The organism is Arcobacter ellisii (assembly GCF_003544915.1).
Lineage (GTDB): Bacteria > Campylobacterota > Campylobacteria > Campylobacterales > Arcobacteraceae > Aliarcobacter > Aliarcobacter ellisii.
The window spans coordinates 609672-633600 of sequence record NZ_CP032097.1 but is presented as its reverse complement, the minus strand read 5'-3'; the positions used below and the strand labels follow the sequence as shown (position 1 = coordinate 633600).

20 protein-coding genes are annotated in these 23929 nt (G+C 27.4%); 8 read left to right on the top strand and 12 right to left on the bottom strand.

Annotated elements, in window-relative coordinates:
• The first annotated feature begins 128 nt into the window (after positions 1-128).
• From lepA to AELL_RS03125, 6 genes are all read left to right on the top strand, one after another.
• Entirely contained in the window at positions 129-1916 is a 1788-nt protein-coding gene (gene lepA, locus AELL_RS03150; RefSeq protein WP_118916553.1) for a translation elongation factor 4, read from the top strand.
• Between the two features lie 46 nt (positions 1917-1962).
• Positions 1963-2535: a ComF family protein gene (locus tag AELL_RS03145; protein ID WP_118916552.1), complete on the top strand. Its 573-nt coding sequence runs from the start codon at positions 1963-1965 to the stop codon at positions 2533-2535.
• A 43-nt stretch (positions 2536-2578) separates the two neighbouring features.
• Complete coding sequence (gene hisH / locus AELL_RS03140) at positions 2579-3187, top strand: imidazole glycerol phosphate synthase subunit HisH (RefSeq protein ID WP_118916551.1); 609 nt, start codon at positions 2579-2581, stop codon at positions 3185-3187.
• Between the two features lie 16 nt (positions 3188-3203).
• The gene (locus tag AELL_RS03135) at positions 3204-4055 is read left to right on the top strand and encodes a TIGR01777 family oxidoreductase (RefSeq protein WP_118916550.1); all 852 of its coding nucleotides are present in this window, start codon (positions 3204-3206) and stop codon (positions 4053-4055) included.
• 11 nt (positions 4056-4066) lie between these two features.
• Positions 4067-4774, top strand: coding sequence for a 1-(5-phosphoribosyl)-5-[(5-phosphoribosylamino)methylideneamino]imidazole-4-carboxamide isomerase (gene hisA, locus AELL_RS03130; protein WP_118916549.1), 708 nt, complete (start codon positions 4067-4069; stop codon positions 4772-4774).
• Between the two features lie 82 nt (positions 4775-4856).
• Positions 4857-6713, top strand: coding sequence for a GGDEF domain-containing protein (locus tag AELL_RS03125; RefSeq protein WP_118916548.1), 1857 nt, complete (start codon positions 4857-4859; stop codon positions 6711-6713).
• An 8-nt stretch (positions 6714-6721) separates the two neighbouring features.
• Here AELL_RS03125 and qhpG read toward each other — a convergent pair whose 3' ends face one another.
• Genes qhpG through peaA form a run of 7 tightly spaced genes read right to left on the bottom strand, consistent with a single transcriptional unit; the run spans position 6722 to position 14756 of the window.
• Positions 6722-8047, bottom strand: a complete 1326-nt coding sequence (qhpG, locus tag AELL_RS03120) for a flavin-dependent monooxygenase QhpG (RefSeq protein ID WP_118916547.1) — start codon at positions 8045-8047, stop codon at positions 6722-6724.
• Positions 8044-8673 carry a subtilisin-like serine protease QhpE gene (qhpE, locus tag AELL_RS03115; RefSeq protein ID WP_118916546.1) on the bottom strand — a complete coding sequence of 210 codons (630 nt, stop codon included), beginning with the start codon at positions 8671-8673 and terminating at the stop codon, positions 8044-8046. The genes qhpG and qhpE overlap by 4 nt, the downstream gene beginning before the upstream one ends.
• Positions 8666-10303, bottom strand: a complete 1638-nt coding sequence (locus AELL_RS03110) for an ABC transporter ATP-binding protein (RefSeq protein ID WP_118916545.1) — start codon at positions 10301-10303, stop codon at positions 8666-8668. The genes qhpE and AELL_RS03110 overlap by 8 nt, the downstream gene beginning before the upstream one ends.
• Before the next feature lie 4 nt (positions 10304-10307).
• On the bottom strand, positions 10308-11444 hold the full coding sequence (peaD, locus tag AELL_RS03105) for a quinohemoprotein amine dehydrogenase subunit beta (RefSeq protein ID WP_118916544.1): 1137 nt from the start codon (positions 11442-11444) through the stop codon (positions 10308-10310).
• A gap of 11 nt (positions 11445-11455) precedes the next feature.
• Positions 11456-11779: a quinohemoprotein amine dehydrogenase subunit gamma gene (gene qhpC / locus AELL_RS03100; protein WP_118916543.1), complete on the bottom strand. Its 324-nt coding sequence runs from the start codon at positions 11777-11779 to the stop codon at positions 11456-11458.
• A complete protein-coding gene (peaB, locus tag AELL_RS03095; RefSeq protein WP_118916542.1) occupies positions 11766-13166 on the bottom strand; it encodes a quinohemoprotein amine dehydrogenase maturation protein in 1401 nt (466 codons plus the stop codon). The genes qhpC and peaB overlap by 14 nt, the downstream gene beginning before the upstream one ends.
• 9 nt (positions 13167-13175) lie before the next feature.
• Positions 13176-14756, bottom strand: a complete 1581-nt coding sequence (peaA, locus tag AELL_RS03090) for a quinohemoprotein amine dehydrogenase subunit alpha (RefSeq protein WP_118916541.1) — start codon at positions 14754-14756, stop codon at positions 13176-13178.
• Between the two features lie 302 nt (positions 14757-15058).
• On the opposite strand from peaA, the gene AELL_RS03085 reads away from it, so the two are divergent.
• Both AELL_RS03085 and AELL_RS03080 read left to right on the top strand, forming a co-directional pair.
• Positions 15059-15733 (top strand): TorF family putative porin, encoded by a 675-nt coding sequence (locus tag AELL_RS03085; RefSeq protein WP_118916540.1) that lies wholly within the window; start codon positions 15059-15061, stop codon positions 15731-15733.
• Between the two features lie 12 nt (positions 15734-15745).
• Entirely contained in the window at positions 15746-16579 is an 834-nt protein-coding gene (locus AELL_RS03080) for a helix-turn-helix domain-containing protein (protein ID WP_118916539.1), read from the top strand.
• Positions 16580-16587: 8 nt separating this feature from the next.
• Here the strand turns inward: AELL_RS03080 and AELL_RS03075 are convergent, their stop codons facing one another.
• The 5 genes from AELL_RS03075 to AELL_RS03055 are packed head-to-tail and all read right to left on the bottom strand — an operon-like array spanning position 16588 to position 23865.
• Positions 16588-19542 carry a MutS-related protein gene (locus tag AELL_RS03075; RefSeq protein ID WP_118916538.1) on the bottom strand — a complete coding sequence of 985 codons (2955 nt, stop codon included), beginning with the start codon at positions 19540-19542 and terminating at the stop codon, positions 16588-16590.
• Complete coding sequence (locus AELL_RS03070) at positions 19539-19961, bottom strand: heme-binding domain-containing protein (RefSeq protein WP_118916537.1); 423 nt, start codon at positions 19959-19961, stop codon at positions 19539-19541. Before AELL_RS03070 ends, AELL_RS03075 begins: the two co-directional genes overlap by 4 nt.
• Position 19962: 1 nt before the next feature.
• The gene (locus AELL_RS03065; protein WP_118916536.1) at positions 19963-20292 is read right to left on the bottom strand and encodes a thioredoxin family protein; all 330 of its coding nucleotides are present in this window, start codon (positions 20290-20292) and stop codon (positions 19963-19965) included.
• Entirely contained in the window at positions 20289-22259 is a 1971-nt protein-coding gene (locus AELL_RS03060; RefSeq protein ID WP_118916535.1) for a DUF1538 family protein, read from the bottom strand. Before AELL_RS03060 ends, AELL_RS03065 begins: the two co-directional genes overlap by 4 nt.
• Positions 22260-22311: 52 nt before the next feature.
• Complete coding sequence (locus AELL_RS03055) at positions 22312-23865, bottom strand: 2-isopropylmalate synthase (protein WP_118916534.1); 1554 nt, start codon at positions 23863-23865, stop codon at positions 22312-22314.
• Between the last annotated feature and the right edge of the window lie 64 nt (positions 23866-23929).

Sequence of the window (23929 nt, the reverse complement as noted above, 5' to 3'; positions counted from 1 at the left end):
TTTAAAGATTTAGAATCTTCTAAATCTTTAAAAACTAACTCAAAAAACCATTTAACTAGAAACTTACTAAACTTTAGATACAATCGCGAATAATTTAATAAAACAATAAACAAACAGTAGGAAGAACTTTGCAAAAAAATATTAGGAATTTTAGTATTATTGCACATATTGATCATGGAAAATCAACACTTGCAGATAGAATTATTCAAGAATGTGGAGCTATTACAGATAGAGAAATGACTTCTCAAGTTATGGATACAATGGATATCGAAAAAGAAAGAGGTATTACTATCAAAGCTCAAAGTGTTCGACTTGATTATGTAAAAGATGGTCAAAAATATGTTTTAAACCTAATCGACACTCCAGGGCACGTTGACTTTTCATATGAAGTTAGTCGTTCATTAGCTTCATCAGAAGGTGCTTTACTAATAGTTGATTCAACTCAAGGTGTTGAAGCACAAACAATAGCAAACGTATATATTGCAATGGATAATGATTTAGAATTATTGCCAGTTGTAAATAAAATAGATTTACCAAGTGCTGACCCTATTAGAGTTTTAGAAGAAGTTGAAGAAGCTATTGGACTTGATTGTACTTTACATAATCTAATTTCTGCAAAAACAGGACTTGGAGTAAAAGATTTAATTGATGCAATAGTTGATAGAGTTCCAGCTCCAAATGGTGATGAAGATGCTCCTACAAAAGCTCTTATTTATGACTCTTGGTTTGATAACTATCTTGGAGCACTTGCACTTGTAAGAGTTTATGATGGAAGTATCAAAAAAGGCCAAAAAATAAGACTTATGAATACTAAAGTTGAACATCAAGTAATTGGACTTATGTATCCTCATCCATTAAAAAGACAAGATACTTTAGAAATCAAAACTGGTGAAATTGGTATTGTTGTACTTGGACTTAAAACTTTAGATGGTATTGCTGTTGGTGATACAATGACTGATGCAAAAAATCCAACTCTTGAGCCAATTGATGGATTTGAACCAGCAAAACCATTTGTATTTGCAGGAATTTATCCAATTGAAACTGATAAATTTGAAGATTTAAGAGATGCATTAAATAAACTAAAATTAAATGACTCTTCAATCTCTTTTGAGCCTGAAAGTTCAGCAGCTTTAGGAAGTGGATTTAGAACTGGTTTCTTAGGTATGCTTCATATGGAAGTTATTAAAGAAAGACTTGAAAGAGAGTTTGATTTAGATTTAATTGCAACTGCACCAACTGTTGTATATAAAGTTGAAAAAAGTAATGGAGAAGTAATAGAGATACAAAATCCTAGCGAACTTCCTGAACCAAACTATATAAAAACAATTTTTGAGCCATATGTAAAAGCTACTATTTTAGTACCTGATGAATTTTTAGGAAATGTTATAAAACTTCTTAATGATAAAAGAGGAATCCAAATAAAAATGGATTATTTAGGGAAAAGAGTTTTACTTGAATATGATTTACCAATGAATGAAATTGTAATGGATTTTTATGATAAATTAAAATCAACAACAAAAGGTTATGCTTCATTTGATTATGAGCCAGTTGGATTTAGACCTGGAAATCTTAAAAAACTTGATATCAGAGTTGCTGGTGATGTTGTTGATGCACTTTCAATCATCGTTCCTGATGATAAAGCGGTTTCAAAAGGTAGAGAGTTTGTAAAAGCACTAAAAGAGTTAATTCCTAGACAACTTTTTGAAGTAGCCGTTCAAGCAAGTATTGGAAGTACAGTAATTGCTAGAGAAACTGTGAAATCAATGGGGAAAAACGTAACTGCAAAATGTTATGGTGGAGATATTACAAGAAAAAGAAAACTTCTTGAAAAACAAAAAGAAGGTAAAAAAAGAATGAAAGCAATTGGAAAAGTAAATGTTCCGCAAGAAGCATTTATGGCTGTTTTAAAAATCTGATTTTATTAATTATAGAATTTAATAAAATAAATTCTATAATTATTTTATGATTTGCCTAACCTGTAAAAACTTATCATTTCAAATTATTTGTAAAGATTGTCAAACAAATCTTTTAACACCCTCTTTTCACAAAAGAGAAATAGAAGATGGATTTTTTAACTACTCTTTTTATTCACTTTCAGAACTTGAAAATTTAATCTCTTCAAAATATTATTTTCATGGAGATAGAGTTTTTAATCTTTTAGCAAAACTCTCTTTTGCTAAATTTGCTTCAAATTTTACTTTTACTTCACAAGTTTTTGCTATTCCAATTGATGACCATACAAGACATGATTTTTCTCATACTGCAATTTTGGCAAAACATCTAAACTCACAATTTATTACACCAAAATATAACTCTTTAAAAGCCACAAATATTGTCAAATATGCAGGAAAAGATTTAGAATTTAGACAGAAAAATCCAAGAAAATTTGAAGTTACAAATATAACTAATCAAATGACAATTTTATGTGATGATTTAATCACAACTGGTGCTACAATTAAACAAGCAAAAAAGGCTTTAGAGAAAAAAAATAATCAAGTATTATTCTCTTTAACCCTAGCTGATGCAAAACTTTAGTATAATCTTTAAAAATTGGGAACAAATTTAAAGGACTGAAGTAGTGATTGGAATAATTGATTACAATATGGGAAATTTGGCAAGTGTTTATAATGCTTGTCATTTACTTGATGCAAAAGCAACTATTGTTAAAAACCCTGATGATTTAAAGAATTTTAATAGAGTTATTTTGCCTGGTGTTGGAGCATATAAAGATGCCATGGAACATCTAATTAAAACAGGTATGAATGAAGCTGTTAATGAATTTGCAAAAAGTGGTAAACCAATGATAGGTATTTGTCTTGGAATGCAACTTTTATTTGAAAGTTCTCAAGAGTTTGGTCATACTGATGGTTTAGGGTTAATTGATGGTGTTGTTGTAAAATTTGACAAAACAAAAATGCATGAAGATTTTAAAATTCCTCATATGGGTTGGAATACAATTGTAAACAAAGAACATCCTTTATTTGAAGGACTTCATAATCCATATTTATATTTTGTTCACTCTTATCATGCGGTAACAAAAGAAGAAAATATAATAGGTAAAACAACTTATGGATATGAGTTTGCAAGTGCTGTAAACAAAGATAATATCTATGGTTTCCAACCACATCCTGAAAAATCTCATGAAAATGGATTAAGAATTTTAAAAAACTTTATGAATATTAAATAAATATAAAGGATTTTATATGAAAACTATTGCAATTAGCGGTGCTAGTGGATTTGTAGGTACAAGCTTAACTAAATTTTTTTCTAATGTAGGATATAAAGTTATTCCTATTTCTAGAGAGATTTTAAATAACAATAATAAATTGGAAGAGTTATTAAACACTACTGATATTGTAATAAATTTAGCAGGTGCTAATATTATAAATAGATGGAGTGAATCTTATAAAAAATTACTCTATTCTAGCCGAATAGATACAACTTCAAAAATAGTAAAAGCTATAAATAGTATTTCAAATAAACCTAAAATATTAATTTCAACTTCTGCTGTTGGGATTTATGACAATATTTCAACATATGATGAAAATGGCTCTTTTTCAAATGATTTTTTATCTAATCTTTGTCAAGATTGGGAAAAAGAGGCTTTAAAAGCAAAAAATGAAACAACAAAAGTAGCAATTTTTAGATTTGGTATTGTTTTGGGTCAAGAGGGTGGAGCATTACAAAAAATGATTACTCCTTTTAAATTAGGTCTTGGAGGAACAATAGGAAGTGGAAAACAAGCTTTTTCTTTTGTTCATATAGATGATTTATTAAATGCTTACAAATTTGTGATTGAAAATTCTCATGAAGGTATTTTTAATTTAACAGCTCCAAAACCAACAACAAACAAAGGTCTAACCCTTGCTTTAGGGAAAACACTAAAAAGACCTACTATACTTCCAGTACCAGAATTTGTTTTAAAACTAATTTTTAGTGAAGGAGCAAGAGTTCTAACTGATGGACAAAGTGCAATTCCAAAAAAATTATTAGATTTAGGATTTGAGTTTAAATTTAAAACAATAGAAGAAACAATAGAAAATTTATGTAGTTAAGGATTTATTTAATGGATATTTTACCAGCAATTGATTTAAAAGACGGAAAAGCTGTAAGACTTAGTAAAGGTTTGATGGATAGTGCAAAAATCTATTCTGATGAGCCATGGCAAGTGGCAAAAAGATTTGAAGAATTGGGTTCAAAATGGGTTCATATAGTTGACTTAAATGGTGCATTTGCTGGAAAACCTGCAAATTTAGAGCAAATTAAAAAAATTAGAGAAAACTGTAATTTAAAAATCGAACTTGGTGGTGGAATTAGAGATGAAGAGACTATCAAAATGTATCTTGAACTTGGTGTTGATAGATTAATTCTTGGTTCAATTGCGGTAAAAGACCCTCAATTTGTTAAAAATATGGCTTCAAAATATCCAATTGCTGTTGGAATTGATGCAATGAATGGAATGGTTGCAGTTGAAGGTTGGGCAGAAGTTTCAACTATGAAAGCAACTGATCTTGCGCGTGAATTTGCAAATGCAGGAGTTCAAGCTATTATTTGTACAGATATTTCAAAAGATGGTATGCTTTGTGGAGTAAATGTTGAATTTACAGAATCTATTGCTTTGGCAAGTAATGTTGATACAATTGCTAGTGGTGGAGTAAAAGATATTCAAGATATCATAAATTGCAAAAATAACGGAAACATTTCAGGTGTTATTGTTGGTAAAGCTTTTTATGAAGGAACTCTTGATTTAGAAGAAGCTTTTAAAATTTTATAAATTATTTAATAACAAATAAAAAATATTTTAATAAAAATAATGTTATTCTTTGTAACTAAATTGATTCCTCAAAGGTTGAATAATGAACTCTAATAAAAAAATAACTATTATTATCTTTTCAATGGTTACACTACTAACTATTGTCATAGTTGCATTAGTTGCACTTGGGTCTAGGCAAAGTGGATATGATAGTGCAAAAAAAAGAGCTTATTTAACTGCTGATATTGTAAAAAAATCATTAACTTCTCATATGGTTAATGGAAATATGGATCAAAGAGAGACTTTTTTAGAGGGTATAAGTCAACTAAATGAAGTAAATGATTTATGGATTATTAGAGCAAAAAGTGTAAGTAAACAATTTGGACAATCAAAATTAACAAATGAAATTCCAAGAGATGAAATAGATAAAGATGTATTAGAAACAGGGAAAGAAGAAGTTGTAATAAAAGAGTCATTAACAAATGCAACTTTAAGAATTACAATTCCATATACAGCTTCTTCACAAGATAAACCAAATTGTTTATCTTGTCATAATGCACAAGAGGGAGAAGTTTTAGGAGCTATTTCTTTAACTTTTGATATTCAAGAAGATAGAATTTCAAGTATCGCTGTTTTATTAAATATTATTGCAATTATCTCTTTATTTTTAATATTTATTTTGATTTATATTAGTAAAAAAATTAAACCTTATACTACTTCTTTTGATTCAATTACTGAAGTTTTAAAACAAGTACATGAAGGTGATTATAGTGTAAGAGCAAAAGCTGGTGTTTTAAAAGAAGACAAAGAAGCTTCTGCTTGGTTAAATGAACTTATTGAAAAACTTGAAACTGTATTAACTGGAATTGAAAAAAATCTTACTGCTTTTGTACATAATAGATCAATAAATGTAAATAATGACAAACTTTTAAGTGCAAAAGAGATAATTGAAGATATCTCTGAAATTTATAATTATAAAAAAACAATAGAAACTGATTTAACAAAAGAAGATATTTATTATAGATTAATTCAAGTTTTAAAAGATAAATTAAAAATACAAGAGTTCTTTATTTTTGAAACAGATTTGATAAAAGATGAAAGAAAAGTAATTTTTGCAACAAAAGATACTACTCCTTGTTGTAATTTATCAAATAATATAAAAGAGAGATGTAGAGCAGAAAGAACTGATACAATTGTCTCATCTGAAAATTTCCCAGAAATTTGCAGACTTGCAACTTGTAAAAATGATACAAAACATATTTGTATTCCATTTTTAATCAATGACCAAAAAAATGTAATTATTCATATAATTTGTCACGACCAAGAGTGTTTAAAACATGTTAAATATCAAATTGGAATAATTAAAAAATATCTTGAAGAGACAAAACCTATTTTAGAAAGTAAACTTTTAATGGATGTATTAAGAGAAAGAAATCTAGTAGATGGATTAACAGGACTTTATAATAGAAAATATTTAGATGAATTTATAGATAGAAAACTTCCTTTTGAATTAAGAGAAGGAACAACTTTTGCTATTATGTTCTTAGATATTGATTATTTCAAAATGATAAATGATACTTATGGGCATGATGCTGGTGATGCTATTTTACAAAAATTAGCTCAAACAATGAAAGATGCAGTAAGTGAAAATGAATTTATTATTCGATTTGGTGGGGAAGAGTTTTTAATAATAATGAAAAATCCAACTGAAGAGAGTGCTTTAAAATTAGCGAATAAAATAAATCAAGATTTCTCTAAATTGATATTTACATTTAATAATGAATCATTTAGTAAAACTGTAAGTATAGGATACTCTTTCTTCCCAACTGATACAGACCAAATTTGGAAATGTATTAAATTTGCAGATTTATCGCTTTATGAAGCTAAAGATACAGGTAGAAATAAAGTAGTAAGATTTAAAAAAGATTTGTTAAAAAACAAAGATACTAGTAGTTATTAAAAGAGATATTAAAATAATATCTCTTGAGAAATAAACCATTTTTTCAAAGAGTTATAAAATTCCATTGAGAGATTTTTCTCTTTGGAAAAAACATCAAAATATTCTAAAGAGTCTTCAAATCTATTTTTCAAACAATATTTAGCTAGGTCTATAATTTCAATATTACCAAAATAACAAGCACCAAAAGGATTCTCTTTTGTGATTATTACCTCACTTTGATTTACAAAACCATTTTTTACGACTGCTTTTTTTTCTATTCTTGGAATTTGATTTTCTAATTTATCTTTATTTTGTGGCCAAGTTTGTCTTTTTTGCCAAAAAATTGTATCAAATCTTTTTTCTAATAAATAAAACTCTTTACCAATTTTTGTAAATTTATCAAAAATAAACTCTACCCTACTTTTATAAAAATCAATTGCCACTTTTTGTTCGACTTCACTTTTATTTAAAATTGTATTTATTACATATGGGGCAATACTTGACATACTCATAGCTTGAAATGCACCATTTCCAGAAAGTGGGTCAACACTTGATGCACTATCCCCAACTAATATCATTTTATTATTTATTATCTCTTTATGGATTTTGCAAAAAGAATCTCTTTTTACTAATTTTCCTACAACTTTATAGTTATTTAAACTCCAAAGTTTTATATCTTGTTCTTGCAAAATTTTTAACATATCTTCAAAACTATTAACTCTATTTAAAAACTCTTCATCACAAGAAAATTGAATATAACCTCTTTTATTTCCAACATAAGCTTGCCAAATCCAACCATCTTTTACAGAATCAATGGAAGTTTTATTTTCTTTTATATTTTCAAGTTCTAATTCTTGAAGAAGAGAAAAACTTTTTGGACCACAAATATATTCATCTTTAAAAGGAGTAAATCTACCCCTTGCATCAACCATAAAATCTGCAATTAAATCATATTTTTCTTCATCTATTTTATATGTAATTTTAGGTTTTTTTTCAAGTGAATCTATTGCTCCTACAACTTTTGCTTCAATTATTTTTATTTGATTCTCTTTTAAATCTTCTAATAAGGCATTGTCTAATATGCTTCTATTTACAACAAATTCATAATTTACTCTATTTGATTTTGTTGCCCAATTTGAATTTCGTAAAGATTGTTCAACTAAAAGTTTAGAAGCATTTATACAACCTTGAGAAATAAGTCCCTCTTTTGTTTTTTCACTAAATCCTTCAAAAGCAGTAAAAGGTCTATTTTTATAAATCACTGTTACATCAAAACCTAATTTTTTAAGTCCTATAGCTGTAGAAGTACCTGCAATTCCAGCACCAAGTACAACTATCTTTTTATTACTATTCATTTAACAATCCTTTTTGAAAACTCTTCAATTATCTCAACTTTACTAAAACCCTTTTTGAAAAAAGAACAAAACTCTTTTGTAAACTTAGCAACGGCAACACTTGAACCTGCTACATTTTTTACATTTGAAAATGGATTTGCTCCAAAAAATAGTTTTTCTTTATCTAAAACAACTACTTTATCATCTTTACACATTCCCTCAGAAGTTACTTTTATAACATTTTCATAAGAAGCGGGATAAACAAACTCTTCTCCACGCCTTGGGTATGAAGAGATTATTACAACACCTTTTTTTATAAATTCATTCACTAAACTTTCTATCTCTTTATAGTTTGTTTTAAGTCCCAAACTCATACTTATTACATCAACTTTTTTATCTTTTAGATAATTTAATGCACCAAAAATATGATTAGGAGTAGTTGATAAATTTTCGTTAAATACTTGAATATCATAAATATTTGTATTTTCATCTTTTATAATATTTCCAATAACATTTCCATGTTCAAAATTTATTTTTTTTTGATTTACTATTTTTATTTCATTCTCTTCAATCTCTATTGCAATTTTTTCAAAGGTTTCAAAATCACAACCGCTATCTATTAGTGCAACAAAAACCTCTTTAGGCATTTTTGTACTCTTTTAAAGTTTTATCTTCAAGTAAATAAACTTTTTCAAAATAGCTCAACATATTTAGATTATGTGTTATTGCAATAATAGTTGAATTTGGGAAAATTAATGAAATATTTTCATAAAACCAAGTACTATCTTTTTCATCAATTGAAGAGGTAAATTCATCTAAAATTATAATTTTTGGATTTAATAAAATTAATCTTGAAAGAGCTAATCTTTGTTTTTGACCACCAGAAAGATTTGCTCCTGATTCTAAAATATTTGTATTTAAACCTTTTTCTAACTTTTTAAACCACTCAAACATACCTGTTTTTTTTAGAGAATCTATTAACTCCTCTTCACTTGCATTGTTTTTAGCTAAAAGAAGATTGTTTTTTAATGTATCGTCAAAAATAATTGGGCTTTGTTCTAACTTTACCAAATATAAAGAGAAGTTTATATAATCATTTTTTCCTATTTTTTGATTTCCTATAAAAATATCTCCATTGTTAGCTTTTACAAATCCACAAAGTAAATCAGCGAAGGTAGTTTTACCTGCACCGTTTTTTCCAATAATTGCGATTTTACTTTTTTCTTTTATAAAAAGATTTAGATTTTCAAATATTTTATTGTTTGAGTAAAAAAACTCTAAATTTTTTATGCTTAAATCAAAATTTTTTGTTATTAATTCTATATTATCTTTCTCTTTTGGTAATATTTCAAGCACTCTATTAAGACTTACTTTTACTTTTGGAAAATTATTTATAACTCCTAATATCGTATGAACTGGTGCTAAAATCATAGTAAAGTATGTCAAAAATGCCACAAGTTCACCTATTTTTAATTCACCTTTAATTGTCAAATATCCACCATAAGCTATAATTATTGTTTTTCCAAGAAGAGAGATAAATGCAGGAATTTGAGAAAAAAGTAGATTTATTTTTTTGTTTTTTATTACAATATTTTTATAATCATCTTGAATAAAATCAAGTTTGTCTATAACTTGTTCTTTTGCTCCAAGATTTTTTATAGTTAACATATATCTAAAACTTTCTATAAAAAATTTACCAATATTTGAAGTTGATTCCCTCATAGTTTTTGTACTATTTTGCATATGTGGATATAGAGGTTTTAAACAAATAAACTCTATTGGTAAAAATATAAGTATTAATATCATTAGTTTTATATTATATGAATATATAATACAAGAGATAAATACAAGACTAATGATAGTTGAAAATAGTGAAAATATACTATCTGTATAAAACCTTTGAAGTTCACTAATATCACCTTGAACTCTACTCATCAAATCTGCAGAATGATATTTATTTAAAAAAGTTTTATCATGTAAAAATAGTCTATTAAAAACTATTTTTCTAAATTCAAATAAAATATTCATTGAATTTTTTGTGTAATAAATCTCATTTACAGCACTCATCAACATCACAAAAATTGCAAGAAAAAAAGAGATTAAAACAAGATAAAAAAGTTGATTTATATTTGAAGCTAAAATTGCATTATCAATTATGTGTTGCATAATAAATGGTTGAATTGCTCCACCAAGAGATACAAGAATTGAAAAAAAGAAAATGACAAAAAATCCTCTCTTATTTTTACGTAAGAGAGGATATAAAATATTTTTAAACATATTATTACTTAACCCTAAATACTTGTAAAGTTCCAGCTCCAACATCACCATCAGGTAATTTTATTGTTGTAATTTTTTCTAAAGTATCTGGATTATAAACCGCTATATCATTAAAAGTTCCACCAAGATAAATTTTAGAAGCATCTGTTGCAAAATTTATACAATAGTATGAATGGTCTAAATAAACTCTTTTAATAACCTTTTGATTTTTTCTATCAAATTTTGTTAAATCAGTTAAAACTCCATATAAAAGATTTGTATCTTTTGGATGAGTCATACCTGTAAACATTACACTTTCAAGTGGTGCAAAATCTTCTTGAACAATTTCATTTGTTTTCAAATCAACTCTAGTTGCTCCCCAAACAAACTCTGCTTCATTCATATCCATTTTATCATTTGGGAATTTGGCAGCTGTATACATAAGTAAAAACTCTTTTGATACATTTCCAATTGGCCACATTGCTAAAACATCAGCTGAAGAGTAATTTGCTCTATCCCAATTTCTCAATTTTGCAGCAATTGAAAACTCTTTTTTCTCTGGATCTATTTTATATACATTTGAACCAGACGCATATAAAGTTCCATCATCAGCAGTTGCCATAACTGTTATTTGTCTTGGTGCTTTAAAACTATCAATTGGTTTAGCATCTAATCCGTCATTTGTATTAAATGTTTTAAATACTGGGTCAAGAACTTTATATCTATCATTTAACATTTGTGTTGGATTCGAAATAGTATAAAGCTTTTTCCCATCAGGACTTAAGGTAAATGAAAAAATTGACATCGCTCTTACATTATCATAAGAAAATTTTGCTCTAAATGTATTTTCACAACTATTTAAATCATATCCATAAACTGCACCCCAATTATCTTGTAGAACATAAGCAGTATCACCTTTTGGAGAAATAACCATTCCTCCACTCATATAATCACCTTGTAATTTACAAGTTTTATAAAGTTTATTTGTAGTTGAATCTACTATATGTAATTCATTTTTTCTACTAACAGTTGCTAAATAATCTCTATTTTTTTCTAATTTTAAATTTTGAGTATTACTTGTTGGAGTTGTTGGTTGTGTTAAACTACAACCACTAATAAACATACCTAAAACTAATGAACTTAATATCGAAACTCTTTTCATCTTAAAACCTTTTATTTATCATCTATTGGAAAAACAGAATTTAGATTTCTCCACTCTTTTGAACTTGCTGGTGATTTTGAACTCCATCCTGGATTATTCATAGTATCAGGAACTTGTGTTGGCCACCAACAAGGATCTGAACATCCATAAAGGTCTGATTCCATTGGTTGACAAAGTCCTGCTACTCCACCAAAAGCATCAACTTCCCAACCTGGGTCAAATGTACTTGTACACCCAACAATACTTTGCATTGCAACAACTTCTTTTTCTCGTCCCTCTTTTATAGATTTATTTAATAAATCTGCTTTTGGATTTAAAGGTTTAAATAAGCCCATTTACATCTCCTTTTTCTTCTTTAAAATATAAGTCAAAAAACTTAGGATTATTATTTCTTATTTTTGAATAAGCATATAATCCAAAATCTATCCAGTCTCTCATAATATCGCAGTAATGAAGCACCGCTTTTGTAGGGTCGTTGTATCTAATATAACTTTCGTGATAACAACCTCCTGCACACAGATTTCTAATATGACAAGTTGAACAATCTCCATCATTTTTATTTAATCTTTTTTCAATAAAGTTTGATAGTCTTGGTTTATCAAGACCTGTTTTAATATTTCCAAAATTACCAAAATCACTTCCAGTAAATCTATGGCATAAATCAAAATTTCCATCATAACTAACTGATAATAACCCAACACCTGCACCACAAGGAAGTTTTTTCTTTCTTCCTGCGTGAATGTCGCCAAGTAATCTATGTAGATTTGAAAAACCATTAAATTCATCTTTTAAAGCTGAATATATATATTTTTCTCCCATCTCTTTAAAACCTTCAAATACTTTTAAAAGTTCAAATTCACTTAGATTAAACATAGCGTTATCACTTGCAGTTGCTGGTGCAAATCCAACTTCTGTAAATTTTAGTTCATTATATAAATGGTCCCAAATCTCTTCAATTTGAGTAACTCCGCGCGTAAGAGTCACTCTTGCACCTATTGGTCTATCATTATATAAACTTAAAAGCATCTCTACTTTTTTTCTAACTGCGTCATAACTTCCAGTTCCAGCATTTGTAAGTCTAGTTTTATTATGTATTGCTTTTGGTCCATCAATACTAATTGTAATTCCAAACTTATAAGCTTTTAAAAACTCTATTATCTCTTTTGTTAAAAGTGTTGCATTTGTTGTCATTGTAAAATCAACAAGTGCATTTTTCTCTTTAAAAAATTTAACTGCAAAAGTTGTAACCTCTTTAATCAAAGTAAAATTACTCAAAGGCTCGCCACCAAAAAAAGTTACATTGTAAACTTTTTGATTAGGAGCACCTGCATAAAGTTGTTCAATTGCAGCAGTTGCAGTTTCAAAACTCATATTTCCACTATTTTTCAAAGTTGTTAAATCTGCTTTATAACAATAAGTACAACTAAGATTACAACCTGTTGCTACATTTAAAATAAGTGTAGTTGCAGGAAAGTTTTTAACTTCTATGTACTCTTGTTTTTCAATATTTCCAATAATATTTAGTTTTTCTAACTCAACTAATTCTTCTTTGGAAAAATCAGTTATTTTTAATTCTTTATTATTTAATCTATTTAACAATTTTTCATTTGTTTCATCTATTTCAAATAAAGAAGTTGTAGGTACATGAAAAAGTAAATTTTCATTATCTTTTTTAACAATTCTAAAATTTTGTCTATTTACTTTAAATTCATTATTACTCATAATTAACTCCTAATTAATTGGAGGATTTACCCATTTTTGAACTGTAACCATCATATGAGAATCTGCTTTATATGTTTCAATACCATCTTTATAAGTTGCTACTACTTTTATATTTCCAGCATTATTAGTGCTAAATTTTCTTTTTGGATTTGGTCCTGCAAACGATGGTGTAAATCTTCCACTAAATGAATCAATTGTTCCAACATATTTAACATCTTCATCTTCAATAGCTCTTTCGTCAAAAGCCTCTATATTCCATTTTGCATCTACTTTTCCAATATTTATATCATCAGCAGTTCCAACTTTTCCATCACTTCCTGCAATTACTCCATAAGCTTCAAAAATTGCATGTTGTTTTGGCATAGCTCCACCACCATCACCAATTCTTGAAATTGCATAATTTGGAGTAATTGTTAAACCATCAAGTTTTTTATAAACTACAAACTCTTTTTCAAATTTTTTAGAATTGATTGTAAAATCAATCTCTTTTACATCATATTTTGAACTTGCAGTTACATCTAAAACTAATTTATTTGATGCAGCTTCTAAAATTTTATTTAATTTTAATCCTTGTGATAATTTGATATTTTTATCTAAATTATTTCCTATTATTGTTAGAGTTGTTGTTTCTCCAGCTTTTAAAGAAGTTGGATAAATTCCTAAGATTGATGTATCTTTATTTGTTGATTTTAAACCTTTTACATAAGAGTATTCTTCAGGATGTAATGTTTCAAACATACTTCCAGATAATTGTAAAGTTTCTGGATTAACTGCAAATATTTGATTATAAGAGACACCATTTACATCTAATTTTGCTCTAAATTCATAACCACTATAAACAATCGCACTTCCTGTTGCATTTAATTCTCTTCCATCAATAAACTTTCCATTTAAAGTTAAATTGTAATTATCTTTTGAAGTTTTTGTAAGTTTTAATGTTGCACTAAAATCACCATCACCAAGTTTATGCCCAAATAGAGTCCAACTACCCTCAAAATCAATTGCTTTTAATTCAAACTTTTTCTCATTTCCATAAGTATTTTTTAAATAAGGAACAATTTGTTTTTGAGCGATATCCAACCAATCCCTATCTCTTGCAAGTGCTTGATACTCTAATGTTGGGAATTTTCCTAAATGGAAATTAACTAAATTATCCCACTCTCCTTGAGTTCTTCTTTGTAAACCAACCCTTGCTCCACTATGACATCTTGCACACATTTCTACAAATAGTGTATCATCAAATTTTTCTTGATAATTAGGTGTTTTTTCTAATATATATCTAAAATCTTTACTCTCTTCATAATTTAAACCTTGAGTATCAGATAAATATTTAACAACACTTTGTTCTTGTTCTTTTGTTATTACTAAACCATGGTCTTTTTGCATTCTATCAACCGTCATAAACCAAGCTTCAGGTGTTTTTCTTTGGTCTGAAATTCTACTGAATCCTTGAGAAGTCGGTGTATGACATGCAACACATTTTGTTTCTATTATTGTTTTTCCATCAATATTTGCTGCATTTAAACCAACTGTTCCTACCAAAAGACCAACACTAACTCTTAGCATTGAATTTAAACTTTTAGTCTTCAATTTATCTCCTTTTTTTCTTTTTATCAACTCAAATTGATAAGCGAATTATAAAAATTTGAAAAATTAAAGTATAGAAAAAAAGCGACATTTTTGTATATTTTTTATACATTAAATATATATACATTTTAAATAAATTTTCAAAATATATTTTGAACTTTTTTATTTGTTTTTTGTAAAAAAACGACAATTTAAACAAATTATTCAATTTTTTAAAGAATTTTTGAGTTTTTTTTAAACATTAGACATCTTTAAAATATTTTTTTGCCTAGTTATACTTTCCTCATATCAAAAAAAGGAAAAAAATGAAAAAATTAAAATCACTGGTTGCAAGTTCTGCACTATTAGTCTCAACAATCTCATCTATGAATGCAAATGATATAGATACAGCTTTTAATATCACAGGAGCAAGTAACTATTTAGTAAGAGGAATAACTCAAACTAATGATAAAGCTGCACTATTTTTAGAAGGAACTCTACTTTATAATGGTTTTTTCACAGGAGCTTGGACTTCAAATATTGAGTTTGAAGGATTAGATGGAAATAGAGAAATAGATTTGTATGCTGGTTATTCAAAAGAAATTTTTGGATTTGAAACAACATTAACATATACAAAATTTTTATATCCTGATTCAAAAGATATTGCAAATTTAGATGAAACTGAAATAAAAGTTGTTTATCCAATAGATAAATTTTCTCTTGGAGGAAAATATATTTTTGGAGTTTATGTGGAAAATGATGGAGAAAAACTTGATTATTATGAAGGATTTGCATCTTATGATTTTGATATTTTAAAATTGAATGGAAGTGCAGGTTCATTTGAGGATATAGGAGACAACTTTGAAATTAGTGTATCAAAAGTTTTTGATTTACAAAAAGGTTCTTTAAAATTAGAGTTACTTTATAATGAATTCTATTCAGATAACAGTTCAAGTGAAGACCAAGACAATCTTTATGCTAAAATAACTTATTCGTTTTAATTAGGATTTTTAATGTTCTCATCTAAAATGTACATACCTAATGAAAAATTAAAAGATTGGATAAAAGTTTTTTGGTTTTTAGAAGGTAATAGTAATCAAGGATTAACATATACCAGAAATATTTTACCTGATGGTTGTGCAACAATTACTTTTGTTATTCAAGGTAATATGGATTTGACAATATATAAAAATGGAAAAATAAAAAGAGGAATATATATTATTCCTCCCGTTGTAAATGCCCATTATGATTTAATTAGTGATGATATATTTCTAATTGATATTCAATTAAATCCAAGTATTTTTTACAAACTTTTTAATCTCCCAGTTAATCAACTGGAAAATAGAATTTATACATTTGATGAGTTATCATTAAATTTTGATAAATCAATTCTAGAAAAAATTTATGAAGTTAAAAATAATAAAAATATTATATATTCATTATTAAATGATTTTTTTATAAATCTATTTGATAAATCAAATTTTTGTTCTGAACAGATAATTATAAATATAAATCAACTTTATAAAAATGGAAATCTAGATGAATTTTTCAATTCTCAAAATTTATCTACTAGACAAATTGAAAGAAAAGTTAAAAATTTTACAGGATTAACTCCTCAAAATATAAGTAGATTAGGAAGATTTTACTCTGTTTTAGAATATATGAAATTTAGACAATTTAATATTGAATACAGTGAATTAGCTTTAGAATACAAATTTTCTGATCAATCTCATTTTATTAAAGAATTTAAACATTTTACTAAAACCACTCCAAAAAGTTTTATCAAAGAGATAAATGACTTTCCCCAATTTAAAGGCCTATGTAATATAACTAAAATCACTAATTAACTATTTTGTTAATTCTCAACCATTGTATAATGTAATTCTAAACCTTTAGAAGTTGCAATAAAACCATTTATATTAATTGTTCCATCATGTACCATTTTATGGTGTTCTTTACATAATGGAATAAGATTATATTTATGGTTTGCATTTATGTGTCCAATAAAGCCATCTTTATTTGCCCTTGCTTGCTCTTTAATATGATGAACATCATCACAAGCTCGTCCACATATAACGCAAGATGATGCAAAAACATTGTTATTGTATTTAGAAGTTTTTCTTTGAGTTAATCTCTCTATTGCACTATAATCATCAGTTAATTTTTTTCTTATTTCATTTGCCACAGATAAGAATTCTTTATCCATATGAAGTGATTTTGCATACTCTAAACCATACATTGATGAGCCACTTCCATAGGCTAATTTTCTATCAAAAATCAACTTATCTTCCTCATCTTTATACATAACTGATAAGTGAAGTGCAATTATATTTTTTAGTTTTTGTATCTCCTCAATTTCAGGAAGTTGATGTAAGTGAGTTGCAAAAACAAAAATAGCTTCTAGTTTTGCTAATTTTAAAATAGAACTTGCAACAATACTTAATCCACTCATTGTTTCAGTGCTATGTGAAATTTCATCACCTAAAATCAAAGAATTTTTAGTTGCTCTATTAAAAATATTTTTTAACTCCAACATCTCAACTGCAAATGAAGATAAACCTTTTGCAATATTATCAGCTCCACTAATTCTAGTATATACAGCATCAAATATAGAAAATCTCATAGACTTACAAGGTACATAAAATCCAGCTTGTGCCATGATTACAGAGATTCCAATAGCTTTCATAAGTGAAGATTTTCCTGAAGAGTTTATTCCATAAAGTAAAACTCCATGCATTTTATTGTTATACATATTTACAGGATTTGAGTTTTTGATAATTACATTATCATTATACTCTTTTGAAGCAAGTGATAATTCTCCCAAAATAATGTCATTTGGTACATAAATTCCCTGCTCTTCATTTGCTTCAATTATTGGATGTCGCAAATCAATCAACTCTAAAAAGTTTTCATTATCTTTTGTTTTTACAATTTTTGGACAAGTATAATTATATTTTTTTGCTGTTTTTATATTTGAAACTGTTAAATCAACTTCTGCTATAAACTGTACTAATTCTTGAAGTAAAGTAGCAAATTTTTTCTCAAATTCAAGAATTTTTTCTTTAAATACAAGTTTATTTAACTCTATTATTTTTCGTAAATTATGTACATATTTATCTGAAACATCTTCTGTTAATTTACAAAATATTTTCACAGAGTTTGTTTGAATTCTTATTGTAAAATCTTTAAACAAATACAATTCATCATCCACAATCAAATGAGAATTCATCAACTCTTCTTTGATTGAATTAAATCTATTTTTAGTTAAAGTGATAAAAAATCCCTCTTTATCAAGTCTATTTATTCCTACAAAATTTGAATCATCAGATTTTATAAAGAATAAAATATGTTTTTGTAAAAGCTCTAATTTTGAATATAAAACCTCATTTTGAACATTTAATTCATCTATTTGAGTGTTTATCCCTGAACTTATCATATTTGTATCTACATCTTTTAGCATATATTTTCCACTAATATTTAAGTCAAAAGTTGAATCAATTGATTGAATAAACAAAGCCAAATCAGCACTACTACAAGGTGGAGTTATAAACTTATAATTCTCCATAAAAGTTACAACTTCTTTGATACTTAAAAGTGAATCATACAAATAATTTAACTCAAAAGGATGAAGACGATTAAGTTTAATTCTTCTTGTTAATCTTTCAATATCATAAATATTTGCTAACTCATTTTCTATTGGAGCATGATAATCATAAAGCTCTTTTGAAAGAGCAAGTCTTCGTAAAATCTCTTTACTATCTTTAACTGGATGGGTAAGTCTCTCTTTTAAAAGTCTTTTTCCCATTGCTGTTGAAGTATTGTTTATTAGTTTTATTAAACTTGGATTGTGTGTTGTTTCTATTACATTTAATTGTTCAAGGGCGTTATTCCCAAGATAAATATATCTACTAACATCAAGTTTTACAGGGTGTGAGAGTTTTTGAATAATATTTGAATCATGTCCAATTACAAAATCAATTAAAACTGCCAGTGATTCAGTACTTAAAGGAACTCTTTCCATATCAAGATGTTCAATAGAAGTTAATAAAGATTCTATATTAAATACATTTTTAAAAAGTTCATTTTGATAAGAGATTTTTGGTCTAAAACTTCCAATATGAAAAGTTTTTAAAGAGAGTTCTAAATAATCAATAACCTCTTTTTGATTTATATTTTTATCTGCAAAACTAATAATTATTTCATTTGTTTTGTGCATATTCATATAATTAAATACTTCATCTAAAGCAAAAAATTTATCTTCACTTGTTCCATGAACTTCGTTGTAATAACACTTTCCAGTTGTTACATCAATAGCACTATAACCAACTAAATAAATACCTCTAATTTGGTCAATTAAAAGCGAAGTTATATTGTTTTCATCTTGTGAAATTACAAAATCAAAGTTTGTCCCTGGACTTACAACTGTGTCTAAATATCTAGTAACATTTGGTGGAATTCCCTTTTGTTTGATTAAAACAACTGTGTATTTTTGCTCAGCAATAATTCTTGCAAGATGTTTTTCAAGTGAAATTGCTGGAACTCCAGCCATTATTGGATTTTCTTTTGAGTTTTCTAAAATAGCTTTATTTTTTCTTGTTAACTGAATATTTAAAAGTTCAGCTATCTCTTTTGCTTTTCCAATATGTTCTTCATCATTATTTACTTCATAAACTTCAAAAAAAGTTCCTATTTCCATAAGAACTACAGTATTTTTTCCATATTTTTTTTCAAATAATTTTTGAAGTTTAAAATAAGTAATTGTTAATAACTCTTTTTTATTAGCTAAAAGTTCTGCTACTTCTTCTCTCACTTAGGTCTAACCCCTGTCCAATCTCTAATCAAAGTTCTTTGCTCTTTAGTTAAAATTGCATCATCATGAATCCAAAGATAACTTTGTAATGGCATTGAAGCATAAACTGTTCTATAAATATCTTTTAAATGCTCTTTTTTCTCTTCATCACTATAATTTTCCCAAGTAGAAAAATTCAATGCTTTTCTACCTTCATTTATATGATTTGAAACAACCCAAGAAAAAGGAGCAATATTTGAATACCAAGGATAAACTGTCTCATTTGAGTGACAATCATAACAAGCTGTTTTAAAAATTTTCATTACCTCTTCACTTGCTTTTATCTCAATATTTTTATCTACTTTTGGATTTGTTTTATCAGTTTGAATAAACTGCATAACAATAAAAATAATTAAAAAAATTAATAAAGTTCTTTTCATATTACTCACACATTAAATTATAAGGTCGTTGTATTTCTTCTAAAAATAGAGGAATACTCATATTTCTTCCATATCTTTTGAACTCTTTTTTATCAAAAAATATGATTGTAGTTGGAATAGAAAATACAGTAAATTGACTTGTAAGTTCTTTATAAATATCCGTTTTTATCTCATAAAGTCTAAAATTTGGGAAATTTTTAATTACTTCTTCTTCAATTTTTGGTTTTAAAACTTTACAAACTGAACAATTCTCTCCACTAAAATATATTAATACTGCATCATTATTATTAATAGCTTCTTCTACTTGTTGGAAATTTTCTAGTTGAATCACCTAATTTCTCCTAACTCTTCATCTTTATTTATATTAACTTGATAAGCTTTTTCTTTAAAAATATCCTCTTTTGTTAAAGAGATACCTTTCATATGAGATAAAGGGAAAGCAAAAGCAACTCCTTTTCCTGTTGTTGTAATATGTAATGAATGAATAATAGATTTTATAACCTCATTTACTAAATGCTGTGGTAATAAAAATAATAGTAACACATCTTTTGCTTCAAAAGAAGTTCTATAGAAATTTGCCATTCCTTCTAGACCTATTCCTTGTGCATTTAAAAGTGTAACACCTGATGCTCCTGCTTTTTGTGCTGCCATAATTGCATCATCTTTTTTGTCTTCTGGAATTATTATCACAACTGCACTAAATTGTAATACTAAAGAGTGTCTAATTTTTGAACCATCTATATTTACAGTTGATAATTCCATATTATCTGCATCAACTAAAGCATCTCTTAATAACTCTTCATGTTCAATTTGGGTATCTGATTTAACTCCCATTTTTTCAATAATTACACCACAAAGCATAACTGTTATCATTGGAAATAATGAAGCAAAAGCGATAAGTCCAAATCCATCAATTAAAGAACTTCTTCCTTCAATATTTGAAGCAAGCCCAATTCCTAAAGCTGCAACTAAAGGAACAGTAACTGTTGAAGTTGTAACCCCTCCACTATCATAAGCTATTGGAATTATATATTTTGGTGCAATAAAAGTAAGAATTATTACAACAATATATCCAACAATTATGTAGTAGTGAATATGTCCACCATCAACTATTCTAAATGCCCCTAATGCAATACCAATTGCAACACCAAAAGCAACAAATAGTCTTAGAACAAAATCATTAACTTTTCCATCACTTATCTCTTTTGCTTTTTTTGCAATTGCCATAAGAGCTGGTTCTGCCATAGTTGTTGAAAATCCAATTGCAAATGCAAAAGCATAAATTATAAATACAGAATTACCTTTTGTTAATTGATAAGCCATTGTTTCACCAAGTGAAAACAATCCTAATTCTAATCCTAAAATAAATGTATATAATCCAACAATAACTAAAGCAAACCCTAAAAATACAGTTTTTGGTTTTTCTATACTTTTCTTTAAAATAATGTATTGGAAAAATAAAATAATTAATAAAATAGGAAGAACATCTCTTATTACTGCAAAAAATCCACTTAAAATTGAACTAATACTAATTGTAGTTGATGTACTAACTGTTGCTTGTATAACAACTTGAGTAACTTCTTTTACCTCTCCAAAATTATAAACATAAACTCCATAAATCTGAACAAATATCATTGGAGTTAATGAAGCAAAAGCAATAAGACCAAAACCATCAATAACAGGATTTCTTCCTTTAATTGATGAAGCAAGACCAATCCCAAGTGCAGCAACTAAAGGAACAGTAACTGTTGAAGTTGTAACTCCTCCTAAATCATAAGCTAAACCAATTATCTCACTTGGAGCAAAAAAAGTAACTCCAACAACTAAGATATATCCTATGATGATATAGTAGTGGATTGGATGACCTTTTATGATTCTGTAAACACCTAATAATATTGCAAAACCTACAGATAAGGCTACAACTAATCTTAATATATTAGAATCTATTCTTCCACTTGATATTGATGCTGCTTTATCAGCAATAACTGCAAGTGCAGGTTCGGCTATTGTTGTACCAAATCCTATAAGAAATCCAAAAATCAATATCCAAATTACATGACCTGACTTAGCAAAATCTTTAGCTAATGATTCACCAACTGGAAATATTCCAATTTCTAAACCTTGTAAAAATATTGCTAAACCTATTGCTACAATTCCTAAACCAAGAGCCGTATTAACCCAACCATCAGGAACACTTTGAATAATTGCTAACTGAAAAAATAAAATTACCAAAATAATTGGTATTAAATCACGAAAAGATTCTCTAAGAAGTCTAAGAAAAAAATAGAGTTGTAACACGAGTAGATTCCTTATGAATTTTTAAAGAGGATAACTAAAAGTTATCCTCTTTTCAAACTTGATGTTCGCAAGTTTTTGAAAGTCTCTCTTTTTGAGAAAGATATGAATTTAATGCACCAATGTAAGCTTTCGCAGTTGCTAACATTGTATCAATACTTAATCCATGACCTACAAAAGCTGGGCTTGTTGAATCAAAAGATACTCTTGTTGTAACTTTTGCTAAAGCATCTTTTCCTTCTGTTACAGAGATTACTTTATAATCTTTTAATTCTCCGTTATAACCTGTAATTCTATCAATTGTTTTAAATATTGCATCCATAGTTCCATCACCAATAGCTGCATCTTTAATAATTTCATCTTTGTATTTAATAGCAACAGCAGCAGTTGGAACTCCTGTTGTACAATCACTAATTTGTAATCCTATTAAATCATATGTTTTGTCATGATTTAAAGCTTCATCAGTAATTAACATTCTTACATCATCATCTGTAATCTCTTTTTTCTTATCAGCTAAAACTTTAAATCTTTCAAATGCTGCATTTAATTCTTCATCACTAACTTTATCAAATCCTAATTGAGCAATTTTATCTTTAAATGCTGCACGTCCACTATGTTTTCCTAAAATTAAAGTAGAGTCTTTAATAACTCCAACATCTTCAGGTCTCATAATTTCATAAGTTTCTTGATGTTTTAATACACCATCTTGATGAATTCCACTTTCATGTGCAAAAGCATTTTTACCAACAATTGCTTTATTTTGTTGAGGCTCAACACCAGTTATTGTTGCAACTAATCTTGAAGTAGCATAAATTTCAGGAGTATTAATCGTAGTATATAAGTCACCAAAAGCATCTTTTCTTGTTTTAATAGCCATAACAGCTTCTTCTAAAGCTGAATTTCCAGCTCTTTCACCTAATCCATTTATTGTTACTTCAATTTGTCTAGCTCCATTTAAAACAGCTGCTAAAGTGTTAGCTGTTGCTAATCCTAAGTCATTGTGATTGTGAACTGAAATAATTGCTCTATCCCCTGCATAAGCACTTAATTCTTTAACCATTGCACCTAATTCAGTTGGTAATCTATATCCAACAGTATCTGGTAAGTTAATAGTTCTTGCACCTGCACTTATAACTGCATCCATAACTTCTTTCATAAAAGAGATTTCACTTCTTCCTGCATCTTCTAAAGAAAACTCAACATCATCAACAAAAGTTTTTGCATACTCTACTGCATGGATTGCTCTTTTTATTACTTCATCTGGAGCCATTTTTAATTTATATTGCATATGAATTGGGCTTGTTGCTATAAATGTATGAATTCTATGTTTTGGGGCTTTTGATACTGCTAATCCAGCTTGTTTAATATCATTCTCAACTGCTCTTGCTAAAGAACAGATACTTGAATTTTTTACAATCTCTGCAATTCTACTTACTGCATCAAAATCTCCAGGACTTGCTGCTGCAAATCCAGCTTCTATTACATCAACACCTAATTTTTCTAATTGTAATGCAACTTTTAATTTTTCCTCAGTGTTCATAGAACAACCAGGACTTTGTTCACCATCTCTTAATGTTGTATCAAATACTATAATTTTATTTTTATCCATTGTATTAACCTTTTAAAATGTTATTAATTATATCTTTTTTTAAATAAAAAAAGAAAAACGCTAT